Here is an 18,753-nt window from a genome sequence, read left to right as displayed (position 1 = left end):
GCATGATCAAACACTGGATCAACGGCCGTGAGGTCGAAAGCAAAGACGTGTTCGTCAACTACAACCCGGCCACGGGCGAAGCCATCGGCGAAGTCGCCAGCGGCGGTGCCGAAGAAGTCGCCCAAGCCGTAGCCGCCGCCAAGGATGCCTTTCCAAAATGGGCCAACACGCCTGCCAAGGAACGCGCCCGGCTGATGCGCAAGCTCGGTGAACTGATCGAGCAGAACGTGCCGAAACTGGCCGAACTGGAAACCCTCGACACCGGCTTGCCAATCCACCAGACCAAGAACGTGCTGATCCCGAGGGCCTCCCATAACTTCGATTTCTTCGCCGAAGTCTGCACTCGCATGGATGGCCATACTTATCCGGTCGACGACCAGATGCTCAATTACACCCTGTACCAACCGGTGGGTGTCTGCGCGCTGGTCTCGCCCTGGAACGTGCCGTTCATGACCGCGACCTGGAAGACCGCGCCGTGCCTGGCCCTGGGCAACACCGCCGTGCTGAAGATGTCCGAGCTGTCGCCCCTGACCGCCAACGAACTGGGGCGCCTGGCCGTCGAGGCCGGCATTCCCAACGGCGTTTTGAACGTGATCCAGGGCTACGGCGCCACGGCCGGCGATGCGTTGGTGCGTCATCCGGATGTGCGGGCAATTTCCTTCACCGGCGGCACCGCCACCGGCAAGAAAATCATGCAGACCGCCGGGCTGAAAAAGTATTCGATGGAACTGGGCGGCAAGTCGCCGGTGCTGATTTTCGAAGACGCCGACCTTGATCGCGCCCTCGACGCGGCGCTGTTCACCATCTTCTCCCTCAACGGCGAGCGCTGCACCGCTGGCAGCCGGATCTTCATCCAGGAAAGCGTCTACCCGCAGTTCGTCGCCGAGTTCGCCGCCCGCGCCAAACGCCTGATCGTCGGTGACCCCCAGGACCCGAAGACCCAGGTCGGTTCGATGATCACCCAGGCCCACTACGACAAGGTCACTGGCTACATCAAGATCGGCATCGAAGAAGGCGCCACCCTCCTGGCTGGCGGCCTGGAGCGCCCGGCCAACCTGCCGGCGCACCTGAGCCGCGGCCAGTTCATCCAGCCGACGGTGTTCGCCGATGTGAATAACCAGATGCGCATCGCCCAGGAAGAAATCTTCGGCCCGGTGGTGTGCCTGATCCCGTTCAAGGACGAAGCCGAAGCCTTGCAACTGGCCAACGACACCGAATATGGCCTGGCCTCGTACATCTGGACCCAGGACATCGGCAAGGCCCATCGCCTGGCCCATGGCATCGAGGCCGGCATGGTGTTCATCAACAGCCAGAACGTGCGCGACCTGCGCCAGCCTTTCGGTGGCGTGAAGGGTTCCGGAACCGGCCGCGAAGGTGGACAGTACAGCTTTGAAGTGTTCGCCGAGATCAAGAACGTGTGCATTTCCATGGGCAGTCATCACATTCCGCGGTGGGGGGTGTAATCCGAGGCCAGCCGTGAACCTGTGCCGAGTGTTGACCTGTGGCGAGGGAGCTTGCTCCCGCTGGGCTGCGAAGCGGCCCCGTTTTTTTGCGATTGCTGCGCAATCGAGCGGGAGCAAGCTCCCTCGCCACAGGGGTTATCACTCACAGGCTGTGATTCATCACAAAAACTCAACAAGAACATTTTTTCAGGAGAATCATCATGGGCGAAGTCGTCCTGGCTGCGAAAATCTGCCACGTTCCCTCGATGTACCTGTCGGAGCTGCCCGGCAAGCACCATGGCTGCCGTGCGGCAGCAATCGCCGGCCACAAGGAAATCGGTCGGCGCGCCCGTGAGCTGGGGGCCGACACCGCGGTGGTGTTCGACGTGCATTGGCTGGTCAACAGCGCCTACCACGTCAACGGCGGTGAGCATTTCAAAGGCATCTACACCAGCAACGAGCTGCCGCACTTCATCAAGAACATGGAATACGAATACCCAGGCTGCCCTGAGCTGGGCGAGCTGATCGCCGCCGAGGCCAATGCCGCTGACGTGCGCACCCTGGCCCATAACATCCCAAGCCTCGAGCTGGAATACGGCACGCTGGTGCCCATGCGCTACATGCACATGGACGTACCGCCGGAACAAAAACTCAACGTCGTGTCAATTGCCGCCTGGTGCGCCTGGCACCGCCTGCAAGACAGCTTCACCTTCGGCGCCGCCGTGCGCCGGGCCATCGAGAAAAGCGACCGCAAGGTGCTGGTGCTGGCCTCCGGTTCGCTGTCGCACCGTTTCTCCGATGACCGCAATGCCGAAGCCAACATCCATAACTGGACGCGAGAGTTCGACAAACAGGTCGACCTGCACGTCGTGGACATGTGGCGCCAGGGCCGTTGGAAAGAGTTCTGCGCGATGCTCCCGGACTACGCCGAACACTGCTTCGGCGAAGGCAAGATGCATGACACGGCGATGCTGCTGGGACTGCTCGGCGGTCCGGACTACGACAAGCCTGCCGAAATCATCACCGAGCCTTTCGGCAGCTCGGGCACCGGCCAGATCAACGTCATTTTCCCAGTCTGAACAGCAGCTGCAAGCGACAAGCTGATCGCTTTCAACTTGCCGCTTGTAGCTCACCACTCAAAGCTGCCGACGCAGGAGGCCCCCATGCCCCATTTCATCGCTGAATACACCGATAACATCGAACAACAGGCCGACCTGCCCGGCCTGTTTGAAAAGGTCCACGCCGTGCTGGGCGACAGCGGCGTGTTTCCCCTGGGTGGCATCCGCAGCCGTGGCGTGCGCCTGGACACCTGGCGCATGGCCGACGGCAAGCACGACTACGCCTTCGTGCACATGACGCTGAAAGTCGGTCATGGTCGCGATCTGGCCACCCGCCAGAAAGTCGCGGAAAGACTCTTCGAGGTGATCACCGCACACTTCGCCGAACTCCAGGCCGAGCGCCTGCTGGCGCTGTCGTTCGAAATGATCGAACTGCACGAGCAACTCAACTTCAAGGCCAACAACGTCCATGCCTTCCTCAAGGCCCAGACAAGCTAAGCCTGCCTGCCCGTTCGTCCCATCGGCCTCTCTGACAAAAAGTACAAGATCATGAGCACAGCCAACACCGCCGACTCTGCCGGCACCGTCGCGCACGACCGCACCCATGCCACCATCACCTGGCGGCTGATGCCGCTGTTGTTGATCTGCTACCTCTTCGCCCACCTGGACCGCATCAACATTGGCTTCGCCAAGATGCAGATGAGCGCTGACCTGCAATTCAGCGACACGGTCTATGGCTTCGGCGCCGGCCTGTTCTTCATCGCTTATGCGCTGTTTGGCGTGCCGAGCAACATGGCCCTGGACCGGGTCGGTCCACGGCGCTGGATCGCCACGCTGATGGTGGTCTGGGGGGGCTTGTCCAGCGGCATGTTCCTCATCGACAGCGCCGCCGGTTTCTACGTATTGCGCTTTCTGCTGGGGGTGGCCGAGGCTGGTTTCTTCCCGGGGATCCTGGTCTTCCTCAACCGCTGGTACCCGGCCCGGCGTCGGGCCCAGGTGACCGCGCTGTTTGCCATTGCCGTGCCGATGGCCGGAGTGATCGGCGGGCCATTGTCGGGCGGCATTCTCGAGCACTTCCATGATCTTGGCGGCCTGCGTGGCTGGCAGTGGATGTTCGTCATCGAAGGCCTACCGGTGATCCTGCTCGGCTTGGTGGTGCTCAAGTGCCTGCCGGACAGTTTCGAGACGGTCAACTGGCTTACGCCCAGTGCCAAGCAGCAACTGCGCGAACAACTGAGCGTTGAAGAGCAGCGAAAATCCATCACCTCATTCTCGGCGATCCTCAACAACCCGCAGGTCTGGTTGCTGGTGGCGGTGTATTTCGCCGTCATGCTGGCAGTCAACACCCTGGCCTTCTGGATGCCCACATTGATCCACGGCGCCGGCATCGGCAGCGACGGCCAGGTCGGGCTGCTCAGCGCCGTGCCCTACCTGGCCGGCTGCTTCTTCATGATCGGCTGCGGACGTTCCTCCGACCGCAACCGTGAACGCCGCTGGCACCTGTGCGTGCCGCTGTTGATGGCGGCGGCAGGCATTGCCGTGGCCGGACTCTCGCCCACCGACCCGACCCTGGTGCTGGCTGGCCTGATTGTCGCCGGCATGGGCGCCAGCGCCGCCTTGCCGATGTTCTGGCAGTTGCCACCGGCCTTCCTGTCCAACAGCACCCAGGCCGCCGGCATTGCCCTGATCAGTTCCTTCGGCAGCATCGCCTCGTTCTTCGCGCCCTACCTGATCGGCTGGATGCGTGACACCACCCAGAGCGCCAGCCTCGCGCTTTATGTGCTGGCGCTGTTCATCGCCCTTGGTGGCCTGCTGGTGCTGCGTACCCAAGCCACCATCGTCAATCCTCAATAAGAGACCCTCGTCATGCTCGATCAACGTCTTATTCAGCAAGCCGCCGCCCGCCTCGACCACGCCGAGCGTTCACGGGAGCAGGTCCGCCAGTTTTCCCTGGATCACCCAGAGATCTCCATAGAAGACGCCTACGCCATCCAGCGCGCCTGGGTGGCGCAAAAAATCCAGGACGGCCGCAAGCTGGTCGGCCACAAGATCGGCCTGACCTCGCGCGCGATGCAGGTTTCGTCGAACATCACCGAGCCGGACTACGGCGCGCTGCTGGACGACATGTTCTTCGACGAAGGCTCCGACATTCCGTTCGAGCGCTTCATCGTGCCCCGGGTGGAAGTGGAGCTGGCGTTCATCCTTGGCAAGCCGTTGAAAGGTCCGAACGTGACCCTGTTCGACGTGCTGGATGCCACTGAGTGGGTGATCCCGGCACTGGAAATCATCGATGCACGCATCCAGCAAATCGATCCGCAGACCAAAGCGACCCGCAAGGTCTTCGACACCATTTCCGACAACGCCGCCAATGCCGGCGTGGTCATGGGCGGTCGTGCGGTGCGTCCCACCGAGATCGACCTGCGCAAGGTGCCGGCGGTGCTCTACCGCAACGGCGTGATCGAAGAGTCCGGCGTTTCGGCGGCGGTGCTCAATCACCCGGCCAAAGGCGTGGCCTGGCTGGCGAACAAACTGGCGGCCTACGACGTGACGTTGCTGCCAGGGCAAATCATCCTCGGTGGCTCCTTCACCCGCCCTGTGGCAGCCAACCCGGGCGACACCTTCCATGTCGACTACGACATGCTCGGTTCCATCGCTTGCCGTTTCGTCTGATTGGAGACCGATTCATGGACATGCCTATCAATACCTTCAAACAACGCCTGCGCAGCGGTGAAGCACAGATTGGCCTGTGGCTGGGCCTGGCCGACGCCTACTGCGCCGAGCTGGCCGCCAATGCCGGCTTCGACTGGCTATTGATCGATGGCGAACACGCGCCCAACGACCTGCGCACGCTGCTCGGCCAGCTCCAGGCCGTGGCGCCCTACCCCAGTCAGCCAGTGATCCGCCCGGTCGTTGGCGACACCGCGTTGATCAAGCAAGTGCTCGACATCGGCGTGCAAACCCTGTTGGTGCCGATGGTGGAAAGTGCCGACCAGGCCCGCGAACTGGTGCGCGCCATCCACTACCCGCCCCACGGCGTACGCGGCGTCGGCAGCGCGCTGGCCCGGGCGTCGCGCTGGAATAGCATCCCCGGCTACCTCGACAAGGCCGATGAACAGATGTGTTTGCTGGTGCAGATCGAAAGCCGCGAAGGCCTGGCCAACCTGGATGCCATTGCGGCGGTGGACGGTGTGGATGGGGTCTTCATTGGCCCGGCGGATCTGAGCGCATCCATGGGCTTTCGCGGCAATCCCGGCCATCCGGATGTGCAAGCGGCCATCGAGGACGCCATCGCCCGCATCCGCCAGGCCGGAAAAGCCGCAGGAATTCTCAGCGCCGATGAAAAACTGGCCCGGCGTTACATCGAACTCGGCGCGGCGTTTGTGGCGGTGGGTGTGGATACGACCGTGTTGATGCGTGGGTTGCAGACCCTGGCGGCGACGTTCAAGGACACACCAAAGCCTGTGGTTGGCGGTGTGTACTGACAGCACCACAAACCCCGTGGCGAGGGAGCTTGCTCCCGCTGGGTCGCGAAGCGGCCCCCTTGAATCCGACAGTGAACTCAAGACTTTTTGGGCCTGCTGCGCAGTCCAGCGGGAGCAAGCTCCCTCGCCACAAGGATCTCAGCGCCTGATCATCTTCAGCTCATTAAGCAACCCCAGCAAGGTCTGCAGCTTTTCCTCCCCTAACTTGTCCTGCAAGCGCTGGTAATTCTCTTCCATGCTCTGGCTCATCGAGTCGAAGCACGCCTGCCCTTGCGGTGCCAGGCGCACCAGTACCCGCCGCTGATCCTGTTCGGCCTTGCGCCGCACGACCATGCCCGCCGCTTCCATCCGCACCAGCACGCCGGTCATGCTGGGCTTGAGGATGCAGGCCAGCTCAGCCAGGCGATTGATTTCCAGCTCGTCGTGCTGGCTGAGGATACGGATGACCCGCCATTGCTGTTCAGTCAAACCGTGCTGATTGAGGGACGGCCGGAAAAAACCCATGGCCGCTTCACGGGCCTGTAGCAGGGTCAGGGTCAAGGATTGGCGCGGTTTGGGCATCGGGAGTGTTCGCGAGGAGGGTTAGTTAATGAGTTAACTAAATATTAACAGCTTCCAGCCAGGACCGGACTATCTGCTTGAACACTCTGGTTCAGGATTGAGTTCCATCCGTGGCGAGGGAGCTTGCTCCCGCTGGGCTGCGAAGCAGCCCCAATAGCGATGTCAGGCAGGTCATTTGTGGTCGTGGCGTGGAGGGGGCTGCTGCGCAGCCCAGCGGGAGCAAGCTCCCTCGCCACAGGGGGTAGTGCCAAGCCTTAATGCAGTTTTCAGCTCAAGCGCCTTTGATCACGCCTTTAAGCACTTGCTTGAAATGCTCCAGCTGCTCCTCGCTGAACTGGGCGAACACCTTGTCCTGTTGCTCCTTGGCAATCGCCCAGAGCCCTTCGGTCTCATCGATGCCCTTGGCGGTCAGGCGCACCCGCTCGCCTTCATCGCTCACCAGGCCCTTGCGCTTGAGGTTGGCCACGGCTTCCTCGATCTCGCGCACCGGCATCGCCACCTCCCGCTGCAGATCGCAAAGGTTCAGTCCGGCGTCGTTCTCCAGCACCATCAACATCCGTGCCTCACTGGTGCGCAAGCCGGTGGACAACTGACGCGGCTGGTAGCTGGCCTGATAGGCCCGCAGCGCCTGGGTCATCAGGTAATACAGGTTATGGCTCAAGCGGCCCTGGAAATGACTGCTGGGGGACTGGCCCTCTTCCCGTTTGGTCATGCGAGTGTGGGGCAGCACCATCGAATAGGCGCCCTGGTGATAGAGCAAGGGCGAGCGTCCGAAATCATCAAAGGCCACGACCTTGCCGATCATGATCCAGTGATCGCCGCCGTCGACCTGCTGGTATTTCTCACAATGAAAACGTGCCGAGCAGTCCACGAACACGGGGGCACCACCTTCGCCGGCCTCGAATTCGATCTCGGCGAACCGGTCTTCCTTGGGGCGCGCGAAGTTGTTCGACAGGTCGATCTGGTCGGCGGCGAGTACGTTCACCGCAAAATGACTGGCGGCTTCGAACACGCCATGGCTGGTGGAACGTTTGTCGATGCTCCAGAGGATCAGCGGCGGGTCCAGGGACACCGAGTTGAAACTGTTAGCGGTCACCCCGACCTTGCGGCCATCTTCAGCGGCCGCGGTGACCACGGTCACCCCAGTGGCAAAATTACCCAGGGCCCGGCGGAACGCGCGGGTGTCGAAAGCGGTATCACAAATACTGGACATGCAAGACTCCCGGCCGCCTCGGACGACGGCCTCGATTATTGTTCTAGGGATAAGGCCCGGCGAACGGACGGTCACACCATGGTGGGATCAGGCTCCAGGCCCATCAATTCACGCCCGAGGATCTGCGCGCAGACGTCGTAGTCGGTGTACGCATGGGCGCCGGTCAGGTGGGCATCGCGAAACAGCCGTTGCAGTTCGTTGGTCTCGAACCAGGCGCCGCCACCGGCGGCTTCCATCAGGCGATCCACCGCCTGGATGCACATCTTGGTGGCATATCCCTGGTTGGTCCGCCAGAACGCCAGGGTTTCACGGCTGGGGTATTCGTGGCGTTCGCCATGTTCGGCGTGTTCCTGCCAGGTTTTTTCGAGGAACGCCCGAGCCGCCGCCACCTGGTGGGTCGATTCGGCCAAACGCATCAACGCTGGCGTTGCAGCACCCACTGCAGCCCCGGTGTAGGCGCGCACGCGGGTGCGGGTTTTCTCGCGAAAGACCTCCAACATACGTTCGGCCACGCCCAGACTGACGGTGGAAAAACCACTGGCGAAGTACGGACGATACGGCGAATAGAAAATCTTGCTGTCGGGGTACAGGCCAAACCCACCGGACTTGCCTTCCATCATGTCCTTGGCTTTCTGGATGCGGTGCTCCGGCACGAAAGCGTTGTCGACGATCAACGTCTTGCTGCCACTGCCGCGCATGCCCACCGCGAACCAGTCGTCACGGATTTCATAATCGCTGCGAGGCAACACCGCGAAGCAGTAGTCCTGGGCACCCTCGGCATTTTTGCGGCGAAACCCCATGATCGCCCACTCGGCGTGATCGCAGCCGCTGCTCCAGCCCATTTCACCGCTGAACATCACACCGCCCTCGACTTCCTCGGTGCGACCAAACGGGGCGATGCTGCTGCTGGCGGTGGCATCGGGGTCATCGCCCCAGATTTCCTGCTGGGTCTTGGCCGGGAACATTGCCAATTGATGGCTGTGGGTGCACAACAGGCTCATGGCCCAGGCCGTGCTGGCGCAGGCGCCGGCCAACAGCGCGATGCAATCGGCGAACTGCGGCAGGGAAATCTCCATGCCGCCGTACGGCTTCGGCTGCAAGGCGCGGTGCATGCCGATGCTTTTGAGCAAGGCTATATTCTCGGCAGGTACGGTCCGGTCCTTTTCCGCCTGGAAGGCATTGGCGGCAATGACCGGCAGGATGGGCTTGAGGTCTTCGAGCAGCGGATTTGGCTTTTTCATGGACGGGCTCTTTTATTATTGGCATCTACCGATCCCGCCTTTGTCCGGCAACCTGAGGTTGCGCATACGGCGGGATCAATGATTAAGGCCGGTCCAGTATGGGCAATCGAAGACGGGCAAAAAATGCACCTTCCAGATCCAAGATTGTACTTTTCATGGTGCAAATTTCACCGCCATGGCGTGCTCGGTCAAATACCCCGGCACGGATGATCAAGACAGGCGACCCCACCAGGCCCCTTAATAGGGCCATCGCGTGCAGCGCTTTGTGAAGACGTTGCAACGGAGTTTCCTTTCACTTTGTCAGGTTGCGTCATGATCAATATCGAAACGCCCACCTATTACACGGCCACCAAGAAGTACAACCTCAGCTTCCCTACCCTGGAACAGGACGTGGAAGCCGACGTCGTGGTGATTGGTGGTGGCTTCTCTGGCATCAACACCGCGCTGGAGCTCGCCGAAAAAGGCATCACCAACATCGTGGTCCTGGAGGCCCGGTACCTGGGCTTCGGCGGCACCGGGCGCAACGGCGGGCAGATCATGGCCGGCATCGGCCATGACCTGGAAAAAATCAAGAAGGACGTCGGTGAAGAGGGCCTGCGCCAGATCTTCGAGATCAGCGACCTGGGCGCCGACATCATCAAGGACCGTATCGCCAAGTACGCCATCGATGCCGACTTCTGCCACGGCTACGGCTATATGGGCTTCAACGCTCGCCAGGAAAAAACCCTGCGAGCCTGGGAAAAAGACTTCAAGTCGGTCAATAGCAAGCACGAGATCCGCTTTCTCGGTGGCTCCGAGGTGCAGCAGATCATTGGCTCCAAGGCCTACAGCAGCGCCTTGCTGCACATGGGCGGCGGGCATGTGCATTCGTTGAACCTGCTGCTGGGTGAAGCCAAGGCGGTGGTCAGCCACGGCGTGCGGATTTTCGAAAACAGCCCGGCCCTGGAGGTCAGCTACGGCGAGCGCATCACTGTGCGGACCGGGCGCGGCTCGGTCAAGGCCAGCAAGTTGCTGTGGGCCTGCGACAGTTTCCTTAACAAGTTGGAACCTGAGCTGCATCGCTCAACCATTAACACCTACGCCTTCCAGATGATGACCGAGCCGTTGTCGGACGAGCTGATCCAGCGCATCAGCCCGATTCGCGGTGCCTACAGCGACATTCGCCCGGTGATCGACTACTACCGCGTCACCAACGAAAACCGCCTGCTGTTCGGTGCCGCCACGCCATTGGTGGAGCACATTCCCCAAGACCTCAAGGCCTGGAACCGGCGCCTGATGCTGAAGATTTTCCCGTACCTGAAGGACGTGAAGATCGACCTGGCCTGGGGTGGCCCGATGGCGTGCAGCCCGAACCTGTTCCCGCAAATCGGCACCCTGCCCGGGCGCAGCAACGCGTTTTTCGTCCAGGGCTACTCAGGCTTTGGCGTCACCCCGAGCCACATCATCTGCAAAGTGTTGGCCGAAGGCATGAGCGAAGGCTCGGCGCGCTACGACCTGGTCAGCTCGATCCATCGCCCCACCATCATTGGCAAAGACGCCATCCGCCCGCTGCTGCTGACCGCCGGCAAGTCCTGGCATCAGCTGTCGGGGTACTGGAACGGCCGTCGCTGACGGCCAGTCCTTTTCCCTATTCCCTTTTCCATCATCAGGAGTCACCTGCCATGTCCCTCATCACCCTCGAAAAAGACATCCAACTGTCCGATCTGGACGCCTGGGGCACCGTCGCCGACCTGGGTTCGCAAATTCTCGAAGGCGAAGTCAAAGCCTTCGGCAAAATGACCTTCGGCGCGCCGAACGATGCCGTGAGCAGCGCCTACTTCGGGACTACCCAAGGCAAGTTCCGGATGGTTTATCCATTCGCCGAACAAGCCACCGTGGTCACCGGCGAAGTGGTGCTCACCGACGAAGCCACCGGCCAGAGCACCCGCTACAAGGCCGGCGACAGTTGGTTCGTGACCAAGGGCACGCCCGTGCTGTGGGAAGTGGTCAGCGAAAGTTTCGTCAAGCACTACTTCGCGGTAGTCTGACCCGACCCGGCTGCCGGCCCCTCCGGCAGCCCTTTGATGGCAGGGTTTCAGACCATGAACGTCATCCCCACCCAGGACATCGCCGGCCACTGCCTGCACGCGTTCACCCAACTCATCCCCGCCAGCCGGGCGGCCTTCTACTGCGTTGACCGGCAGCTGCAAGCCCATGACTTCAGCCTGCACGGCATGAGCGGCGAGATGCACCGCGACTATCTGGACAACTATCGCCAGTTCGACCCACTGCAACCGCGTCACTGCGTGTCCGATGACCTGGCCGTGGTGCCGCTGGGCCTGGCGATGGCCCGTCAACCGGTGCGGGACAGCCAGCGCTATCGCAACTTCCTGCAGCACTACGGCGTGGTGGATGTCGTGGAAGTGTTCGCCCATCGGGACGGCCGGCCTCAAGCCGCCATTTCGTTATTGCGCACCGCCGAGCAAGGCGTCTTCACCAGCCAGCAATTGACCCAACTCACCGCACTGCAAACCCTGCTGCAACTGGCTGTCGCCCACCTGCCCGCCCATGAGGACCCATTGCGCGACCTGACGCCCAAGGAGCGCCAGATCGCCTGGCTGCTGCGCCAAGGCGTGAGCAACAAACAATTGGCCCGGGAGCTGGATGTAGGCTTGCCGACTATCAAGACCCACCTGATCAACCTGTTCCGCAAGGTAGGTGTGAGCAGTCGTACCGAGTTGGTCAGCGCACTGTTTCTCTAATCGCTTCAACCATTCGGTTGATAGCCCGCAGCGCCTCAGAACCGCATGATCCGAGTGGCTATCTCATCCAAACCGGAGCCTTGCAATGAGCACACCTACAGACTGGATCACCGTCGGCGCCCTGGCCGATGGCTTTGCCCCAGAAGCCTTCATCCTGCCAAACCTGGCCGACCTGAAGGGCAAGACTTTCACCCTGAATTTCGCCAATGGCTGGCAGATCGAGCACCGCTTCGAACAGGACAGCCTGTCCTGGAGCGCCGCTGACGGACACTCCAGCGGCACGGCGAGTTATCGGGCCACTTCGGTGCGCCCAGGCCTGTACCTGGTGGACTTCATCAAGCGCGAAGGCGCGCAAACCTGGTCGGTGAGCCTGGTACTCGATACCGCCAACGCGGCGTTCACCGCTGTCATCGGCCGCATGCCCGACCAGGAACAAACGCGCGAAGGCCTTTACGCTCGCGCATTGGCGGGTCAGCCCCTGACATCAGTCCAGGTGGAATTCCTCCACGGCAGCCTCGACCGGCCTTGGCAGCAAGGGCTCTGCCCCCACGCACCGACCACCGAACTGGTGGGGCTGCGCAACCTGTATCGCTACAGCCCGAGTGAAGTCTACGAACACATTTACCTCAACGACCAGTTCTACTCGTGGCAGTGCCTCAAAGGCGTTGAGCAAGGCCTGTGCGACACCGATCGCTGCGACACCTACAAGATCGCCGATCAGTTGTACCTGTTCGTGTGGCGAGAAAAGATCATCCCGACCCTGGGCCTGGTGCTGATCGACATGCAACAGCACCGCAGCGACGGCAAGATCTTCGGTTACGCCGGTACGTCCTTCGATGAGTTTTCCAATTTTCCGGTCAGTTCCTACTGCCAGGTACTTAACAGCACGGACTATCCCGATGTCTGATTTGCCCACCATCGTGATCACCGGAGCGGGCACCGGCATCGGTGCCGCCTGCGCCCGGTTGTATGCTGGCGAAGGTGCCAATCTGGTGTTGATTGGTCGACGCCGCGACCCCTTGGAGCAACTGGCCCAGGAGATCGGCGGCCTGGTGCTGGCGGGTGATGCGGCTTGCCCGGCAACCTGGGACGGTTTCGTCGCGCAGATCCGCGAGCGCTTTGGCCGGATCGATGTGCTGCTGGCCTGCGCTGGCGGCATGGGCTTGGGCAGCGCCACCGAGACCAGCCCGGCGGCCTGGGAAGCGGCCGTGCGCAGCAATCTCGACAGTGCGTTCTACAGTGCCCGGGCTTGCCTGCCGCTGCTGCTGGAAAGCGCCGGCAACATCGTGCTGATCGCGTCTATCGCTTCATTGGCGGCTGGACCCGGGGTCTGCGGCTACACCACCACCAAGCATGCGCTGCTGGGCCTCAACCGTTCCTTGGCACGGGACTATGGACCCAAAGGCGTGCGGGTCAACGCGGTCTGTCCAGGCTGGGTGCGTACGCCAATGGCCGACGAGGAAATGCAGGTACTGATGAAGTTTCATGGCGAGACGCTGCAACAGGCGTACGACCGGGTCTGCGCCGACGTACCGCTGCGCAGGCCCGCCAGCGCCGAAGAAATTGCCCATGTCTGCCGCTTCCTGGCGTCGCCACACGCCTCAATCATCACGGGCGCGACATTGGTGGCCGACGGAGGCTCCAGCATCGTGGACGTGCCGACACTGGCCTTCAGCCGAATGGAGGCTACCCATGCCTGAAGATCTGGATTTCAGGGGTAAAACCGTGTTGGTCACCGGAGGGGCCCAGGGCATTGGTCGGGCCATCGTTGAAGCCTTCGCCCTGCGCGGGGCCCGTGTGGTGATCGCCGACCTGGGCCTGACGCAGGCCGAAGCAGTGGCGAGCGAATTGACTGCCGGGGGCTGTCAGGTGCAAGCCGTGGGGGTCGACCTGGCCGATGCCACGGCGATCTCCGGGATGATGGCCGGGTTGGAGCAAGGCATGGGAAGGCTGGATGTCCTGGTGCACAACGCCGGGTATTTTCCGCTGACACCGTTCGCCGAAATCACCCCGCCAATACTTGAGCGAACGCTGGCGGTGAACCTCTCGGCGCTGTTCTGGCTGACCCAGGCGGCGCTGCCGATGTTCCAGCGCCAGGGCCAAGGTTGCGTGCTGGTGACCTCCTCGGTCACCGGCCCGAGAGTGGCCTATCCGGGCCTTAGCCACTACGCGGCGTCCAAGGCCGGGGTCAATGGTTTCATTCGCAACGCGGCGCTGGAACTGGCGGCGCAGAACGTGCGGGTCAACGGCGTCGAACCCGGCATGATCGCCACCCCGGCCATGGCGAACCTCGGGGATGATGAGGTCAACCAGGACATCGCCCGCCGGGTCCCCCTGGGTCGCCTGGGCAAGCCGAGCGACATCGCCGGGGCCATGCTGTTCCTGGCGTCGGACCTGGCTTCCTATGTCACCGGGCAAACCCTGGTGGTCGACGGCGGCTCAACCTTGCCCGAGGTTTGAGCCCAAAGCGGCCTTAAGGTTTGACTCAGGCTCGCGCCTGGCCGAAGCTTGCGACATTTCACGCTTCTGGTTATGGATTGCCTGCATGCCCTCGCCTCGCCGCTATTTACTTATCAGCCTGTCCGTCCTGTTGGTGATCGGTCTCGTCGCGGTGTGGCTACGCAGCACCACCCCGCAGATCCCCGAAGCGATCAAGCGTGGCTACAGCGAAGCCCTGACAAAGGCCCGCAACGGGCAGCCGGGTGCGGCGCGAGAGCTTTATCAACAATTGGGGCGCCCGGACCTCTCACCCAAGCGCCGCGTGTGGCTGCATGCCGAACTGCCCAACTACCCAAGCCCGCAAGCCCTGAAACTGGCGGGTGCGGACCTGCACAGCGAATCGGCGGACGTACGTCGTGCCGCCATTGGCAGCCTCGTCGGGCTGTTGCCGACGGGCCAGCGCAGCCTGCTGCTGGGACCGTTACTCGATGATGACGACCAGAACGTCCGGTTCGCCGCCGTGAACGCACTGCTGGGCTCGTCGCCCGATGACCTGGGCTTGTATTTCGGAGCGATGCAGCTCGCCATCGATACCTGGGAGCAGGTGCTCGGGGACGGGCCGCAGACCGCCGAATCCTACTATCAGCTCGCCCGCCTGCACTTGCACAACGCTGAGTTGAAAAAAGCCCAACAGGCCCTGGAACAAACATTGCGCCTGCAACCCGACAACCTTCCCGCACTGGTCATGCAAATCGAAGTGCTGGACAAACAAGGCCAGGGCGAAGCCGCAAGACAATTACTCGCCCGGCAGTTGCAAACCCAGCCGGACTCGGCTTACCTGCAACATGCACTGGGCCTGTGGCTGCTGCAACATGGCCAAAGCGAATACGCGGTACTCGGCTTGGCCAAAGCCGTGGAGCTGGAGCCCAATAACCGAACGTATCGCTACGACCTGGCAACCACCCTGCACGCCGAGCAGGAACTGGAAGCCGCACAGAAACAACTGCAGGAAATCGTCCAGCGCTACCCCGCCGACCGCAAGGCCCGGGTGCTGTTGATCAACTATTGGAAGGAGTCCGGACAGTTGCAGAATGTGCAGATCCTGCTAGCCCAACTTGAGCAGCTCAACCCCGACGATCCAGCGTTGCAGCAGGGTCTGTAGGCATCGCACCGACAATCAAAAGTTGTGCAGTTCACCGCGTTTTGTCAACGAAAGCGGAACCGCCATCATCGCCAAAGGTCAAGTGTTCAGGCAGTTCATTCCCAGGCGTACTCCAGCCTGCTGCCCCACTTCCCTAGTCATGAGAGGGCTTTTTTTGTCTACATCTAACGAGTTGATCAGCGCAAAAGCCGCCACCGGTATCGAAGGGCTGGACGACATCCTTTCCGGTGGTCTGTCCCGCGGCCATGTGTTCCTCCTGGAGGGGGAGCCGGGGACTGGTAAAACCACGGTCGCGTTGCAATTTCTGCTGGCCGGTGCCAAGGCCGGCGAGCGCTCGTTGTACATCACGTTGTCGGAAACCGAGCGTGAACTGCGTCAGGGCGCGGCATCCCACGGCTGGACGATCGATGAAAACGTTCATATCTTCGAGCTGACCCCACCCGAAAGCCTGCTCAATGCCGAGCATCAGCAAAGCCTGTTGTACTCCTCCGACCTGGAGCTGGGCGAAGCGACCCGACAGATCTTCGAAGTGGTCGAGCGCGTCAAGCCGACCCGAGTGGTGCTCGACAGCCTGTCGGAGATTCGCCTGCTGGCGCAAAGCTCCCTGCGCTATCGCCGGCAGATCCTGGCCATCAAGCATTACTTCGTGCGCTACGACGCCACCGTACTGCTGCTGGATGACCTGACCACCGAATCCTTGGATAAGACCGTGCACAGCGTTGCCCACGGGGTGATTCGCCTGGAAGAACTGACCCCCAACTATGGCGCCGAGCGGCGGCGTGTTCGGGTGGTGAAATATCGCGGGCAGAAGTACCGCGGCGGCTTTCATGACTTCACCATCATGGGCGACGGCGTCCATGTGTTTCCGCGCCTGGTGGCCGCTGAACACCGGGGGCAATACCTGCGGCGACAGCTCTCCAGCGGCCTCGATGGTGTGGATGCCCTGCTGGGCGGCGGCATCGAGACCGGCTCCAGCACGTTGATCCTGGGGCCCGCCGGTACCGGCAAGTCGCTAATCTCGATGATCTTCGCCGCAGCGGCGGTGCACCGTGGCGAGAAAGCCGCGCTGTTCATCTTCGACGAAGAGCTGGGCTTGCTGTTCGAGCGTATGAGGAATGTCGGCATCGACCTGGAGGCCCTGCGCAGCACCGGCAATCTGGTGATCGAACAAGTGGACGCCGCTGAGCTGTCTCCTGGCGAATTCTCGCATCGGGTGCGCCGTTGCGTCGATGAAGGCAACATCAAGACCGTTGTCATCGACAGCATCAACGGCTACCAGGCTGCCATGCCGGAGGAAAACGCCCTGGTGCTGCATGTGCATGAGCTGTTGCTCTATCTGAACCGCAGGGGCGCGGCGACCTTCATGACCGTGGCGCAACACGGCCTGGTGGGCGACATGCAGGCACCCGTGGACATCACCTACCTGGCCGACACGGTGATTCTGTTGCGTTACTTCGAAGCGCTGGGCAAAGTTCGCCGGGCGATCTCCATCATCAAGAAACGCACCGGCAGCCACGAATCCACCATTCGCGAATACCGCATCAGCAACCAAGGCATGACCATTGGTGAACCGCTGGAATCGTTCCAGGGGGTATTACGGGGTGTGCCCAATTACATGGGGGCGGATAACCCGCTGCTCAAGGATGAACCACAGTGACGTCGGCCGAGCCCCTGTCGGAGCGTGCATTGATCCTCGCGCCGCTGGGACGGGACAGCCAGATCGCCCTGATGATCCTCAACGAAGCCGGTTTTTCTGGCCTCGTCTGTCGCCATCTGGGACACCTGTGCGAGGAGCTGGAGCTGGGTGCCGGCCTGCTGGTGGTGTCCTCCGAAGCCCTGGTCGGACCGGACCTGGAAACGTTGCTGCTACATATCGAACAGCAACCGGCGTGGTCCGACCTGCCCATTGTCCTGCTGACCCACCACGGTGGTCCCGAACAGAACCCGGCAGCCCGCATCGGCGCCCAGCTGGGCAACGTAACCTTTCTGGAACGGCCTTTCCACCCGGTAACCCTGGTCAGCCTGGTGACCACCGCCGTGCGCGGACGCCGAAGGCAGTACGAGGCCCGGGACCGCCTGATCGACCTCAGCAACAGTGAGCTACGCCTGCAAACAACCCTCGAAACCCTCGAGCAGCAGGTGGAAGAGCGCACCGCCCAATTGCGTCATAACGAAGAGGCCCTGCGCCAGTCGCAGAAAATGGAAGCCGTCGGCCAGCTCACCGGCGGCATCGCCCATGACTTCAACAACATGCTCACCGGGATCATCGGCAGCCTTGAATTGCTGCGCCGGCGCCTGGCCCGTGGCCGTACCGAAGACCTGGACAGCCTGATCGACCTGGGCGTGACCTCCGCCAACCGCGCCGCCGGCCTGACCCATCGCCTGCTCGCCTTCTCACGGCGGCAATCACTGGACTCCAAGGCCGTTCAGATGAACACGTTGGTGCTGTCCATGGGTGAGCTTTTGCAGCGCAGCCTCAACGAAAGCATACGGCTGGACATGCAGCTTGACGATCAGCTCTGGATCGCTGAAGCCGATCCCAATCAACTGGAAAGCGCCCTGCTCAACCTGGTGCTCAACGCCCGGGATGCCATGCCCGACGGCGGCAAGTTGGTGGTGCAGACTTTCAACCGCCACTTGGATGTCGGCTTCACCGACGCCTACACCAACCTGGAACCCGGCGATTATGTGGTACTGAGCGTGCAGGACTCCGGTTGCGGCATGCCCGAGGCGGTCATCAATCGCGCATTCGATCCGTTCTTCACCACTAAACCCATCGGCCAGGGCACCGGACTGGGCCTGTCGATGATCTATGGGTTCAGCAAGCAATCCCACGGCCATGTGACGATCGACAGCGAAGTCGGCAAAGGCACCACGGTCAATCTTTACCTGCCCCGCTTCGTGGGCGAAGCGATTCAAGAGCCCTTGCCCGTTACACAGCACGCACCGAACGCGCAGGATGGCGAGACAGTGCTGATCGTCGAAGACGATCCGGCGGTGCGGGTGCTGGTCAGTGCCGTGTTGAGCGAACTGGGTTATGCCTTTGTCGAGGCCGCCGACGCCAACAATGCAGTGCCGATCCTCGAGTCAGGCCAGCGCATCGATCTGTTGATCAGTGACGTGGGCCTGCCAGGCATGAATGGTCGGCAATTGGCGGAAATCGGCCGGCAGATCCGTCCGGACCTGCGGGTATTGTTCATCACCGGTTACGCTGAGCATGCAGCGGTACGCGGCGGTTTCCTTGACCCGGGCATGCAGATGATTACCAAGCCGTTCACGTTTGATTTGTTGACGGCCAAGGTGCGGGAGATGATCAAGACTTGAGGGCGTAACAGTCATAATTGGGCATGTGGTGGCCCAATGTGGCGAGGGAGCTTGCTCCCGCTCGGCGGCGCAGCCGTCGTAAAACCGGCT

The 18,753-nt window shown here is 61.9% G+C and carries 18 protein-coding genes; 15 read left to right on the top strand and 3 right to left on the bottom strand.

What is annotated here, in order from left to right:
* Positions 1-2 precede the first annotated feature (2 nt).
* The 6 genes from hpaE to hpaI all read left to right on the top strand — a co-directional run bounded on the left by hpaE (position 3) and on the right by hpaI (position 5,982).
* The gene (gene hpaE, locus CD58_RS13275; protein ID WP_025213483.1) at positions 3-1,463 is read left to right on the top strand and encodes a 5-carboxymethyl-2-hydroxymuconate semialdehyde dehydrogenase; all 1,461 of its coding nucleotides are present in this window, start codon (positions 3-5) and stop codon (positions 1,461-1,463) included.
* Positions 1,464-1,663: 200 nt separating this feature from the next.
* Positions 1,664-2,521 (top strand): 3,4-dihydroxyphenylacetate 2,3-dioxygenase, encoded by an 858-nt coding sequence (hpaD, locus tag CD58_RS13270; protein ID WP_025213482.1) that lies wholly within the window; start codon positions 1,664-1,666, stop codon positions 2,519-2,521.
* A gap of 84 nt (positions 2,522-2,605) precedes the next feature.
* Positions 2,606-2,998 (top strand): 5-carboxymethyl-2-hydroxymuconate Delta-isomerase, encoded by a 393-nt coding sequence (locus tag CD58_RS13265; RefSeq protein WP_025213481.1) that lies wholly within the window; start codon positions 2,606-2,608, stop codon positions 2,996-2,998.
* A 51-nt stretch (positions 2,999-3,049) separates the two neighbouring features.
* Positions 3,050-4,354 carry an MFS transporter gene (locus CD58_RS13260; RefSeq protein ID WP_025213480.1) on the top strand — a complete coding sequence of 435 codons (1,305 nt, stop codon included), beginning with the start codon at positions 3,050-3,052 and terminating at the stop codon, positions 4,352-4,354.
* Between the two features lie 12 nt (positions 4,355-4,366).
* Positions 4,367-5,170, top strand: coding sequence for a 2-oxo-hept-4-ene-1,7-dioate hydratase (hpaH, locus tag CD58_RS13255; RefSeq protein ID WP_025213479.1), 804 nt, complete (start codon positions 4,367-4,369; stop codon positions 5,168-5,170).
* Between the two features lie 14 nt (positions 5,171-5,184).
* Positions 5,185-5,982 carry a 4-hydroxy-2-oxoheptanedioate aldolase gene (gene hpaI / locus CD58_RS13250; protein WP_025213478.1) on the top strand — a complete coding sequence of 266 codons (798 nt, stop codon included), beginning with the start codon at positions 5,185-5,187 and terminating at the stop codon, positions 5,980-5,982.
* A 138-nt stretch (positions 5,983-6,120) separates the two neighbouring features.
* Here the strand turns inward: hpaI and hpaR are convergent, their stop codons facing one another.
* The 3 genes from hpaR to CD58_RS13235 all read right to left on the bottom strand — a co-directional run bounded on the left by hpaR (position 6,121) and on the right by CD58_RS13235 (position 8,997).
* Positions 6,121-6,543, bottom strand: a complete 423-nt coding sequence (gene hpaR / locus CD58_RS13245) for a homoprotocatechuate degradation operon regulator HpaR (RefSeq protein WP_025213477.1) — start codon at positions 6,541-6,543, stop codon at positions 6,121-6,123.
* Positions 6,544-6,814: 271 nt separating this feature from the next.
* On the bottom strand, positions 6,815-7,756 hold the full coding sequence (locus CD58_RS13240; RefSeq protein WP_025213476.1) for a p-hydroxyphenylacetate 3-hydroxylase reductase component: 942 nt from the start codon (positions 7,754-7,756) through the stop codon (positions 6,815-6,817).
* 71 nt (positions 7,757-7,827) lie between these two features.
* The gene (locus CD58_RS13235) at positions 7,828-8,997 is read right to left on the bottom strand and encodes a p-hydroxyphenylacetate 3-hydroxylase oxygenase component (RefSeq protein ID WP_025213475.1); all 1,170 of its coding nucleotides are present in this window, start codon (positions 8,995-8,997) and stop codon (positions 7,828-7,830) included.
* Positions 8,998-9,309: 312 nt separating this feature from the next.
* Between CD58_RS13235 and CD58_RS13230 the strand changes: the two genes are divergently transcribed.
* The 9 genes from CD58_RS13230 (at position 9,310) to CD58_RS13190 (ending at position 18,663) form a co-directional block, all read left to right on the top strand.
* Entirely contained in the window at positions 9,310-10,608 is a 1,299-nt protein-coding gene (locus tag CD58_RS13230; RefSeq protein ID WP_025213474.1) for an NAD(P)/FAD-dependent oxidoreductase, read from the top strand.
* A 50-nt stretch (positions 10,609-10,658) separates the two neighbouring features.
* Positions 10,659-11,024, top strand: coding sequence for a cupin domain-containing protein (locus CD58_RS13225; protein ID WP_025213473.1), 366 nt, complete (start codon positions 10,659-10,661; stop codon positions 11,022-11,024).
* 54 nt (positions 11,025-11,078) lie between these two features.
* Positions 11,079-11,738, top strand: coding sequence for a helix-turn-helix transcriptional regulator (locus CD58_RS13220; protein WP_025213472.1), 660 nt, complete (start codon positions 11,079-11,081; stop codon positions 11,736-11,738).
* Positions 11,739-11,823: 85 nt separating this feature from the next.
* Entirely contained in the window at positions 11,824-12,645 is an 822-nt protein-coding gene (locus tag CD58_RS13215) for a molybdenum cofactor biosynthesis F family protein (RefSeq protein ID WP_025213471.1), read from the top strand.
* Positions 12,638-13,438, top strand: coding sequence for an SDR family NAD(P)-dependent oxidoreductase (locus tag CD58_RS13210; protein WP_025213470.1), 801 nt, complete (start codon positions 12,638-12,640; stop codon positions 13,436-13,438). Before CD58_RS13215 ends, CD58_RS13210 begins: the two co-directional genes overlap by 8 nt.
* A complete protein-coding gene (locus CD58_RS13205) occupies positions 13,431-14,198 on the top strand; it encodes an SDR family oxidoreductase (RefSeq protein WP_025213469.1) in 768 nt (255 codons plus the stop codon). Before CD58_RS13210 ends, CD58_RS13205 begins: the two co-directional genes overlap by 8 nt.
* Positions 14,199-14,283: 85 nt before the next feature.
* Complete coding sequence (locus CD58_RS13200) at positions 14,284-15,339, top strand: tetratricopeptide repeat protein (protein ID WP_025213468.1); 1,056 nt, start codon at positions 14,284-14,286, stop codon at positions 15,337-15,339.
* Between the two features lie 154 nt (positions 15,340-15,493).
* Positions 15,494-16,996, top strand: a complete 1,503-nt coding sequence (locus tag CD58_RS13195) for an ATPase domain-containing protein (protein WP_025213467.1) — start codon at positions 15,494-15,496, stop codon at positions 16,994-16,996.
* Positions 16,993-18,663, top strand: coding sequence for an ATP-binding protein (locus CD58_RS13190; RefSeq protein ID WP_025213466.1), 1,671 nt, complete (start codon positions 16,993-16,995; stop codon positions 18,661-18,663). The genes CD58_RS13195 and CD58_RS13190 overlap by 4 nt, the downstream gene beginning before the upstream one ends.
* Positions 18,664-18,753: the final 90 nt, after the last annotated feature.

This window comes from Pseudomonas brassicacearum (assembly GCF_000585995.1).
GTDB classification, from domain to species: domain Bacteria; phylum Pseudomonadota; class Gammaproteobacteria; order Pseudomonadales; family Pseudomonadaceae; genus Aquipseudomonas; species Aquipseudomonas brassicacearum_A.
The sequence above is the reverse complement of the archived record's forward strand: the minus strand, read 5'-3'. Positions and strand labels throughout refer to the sequence as shown.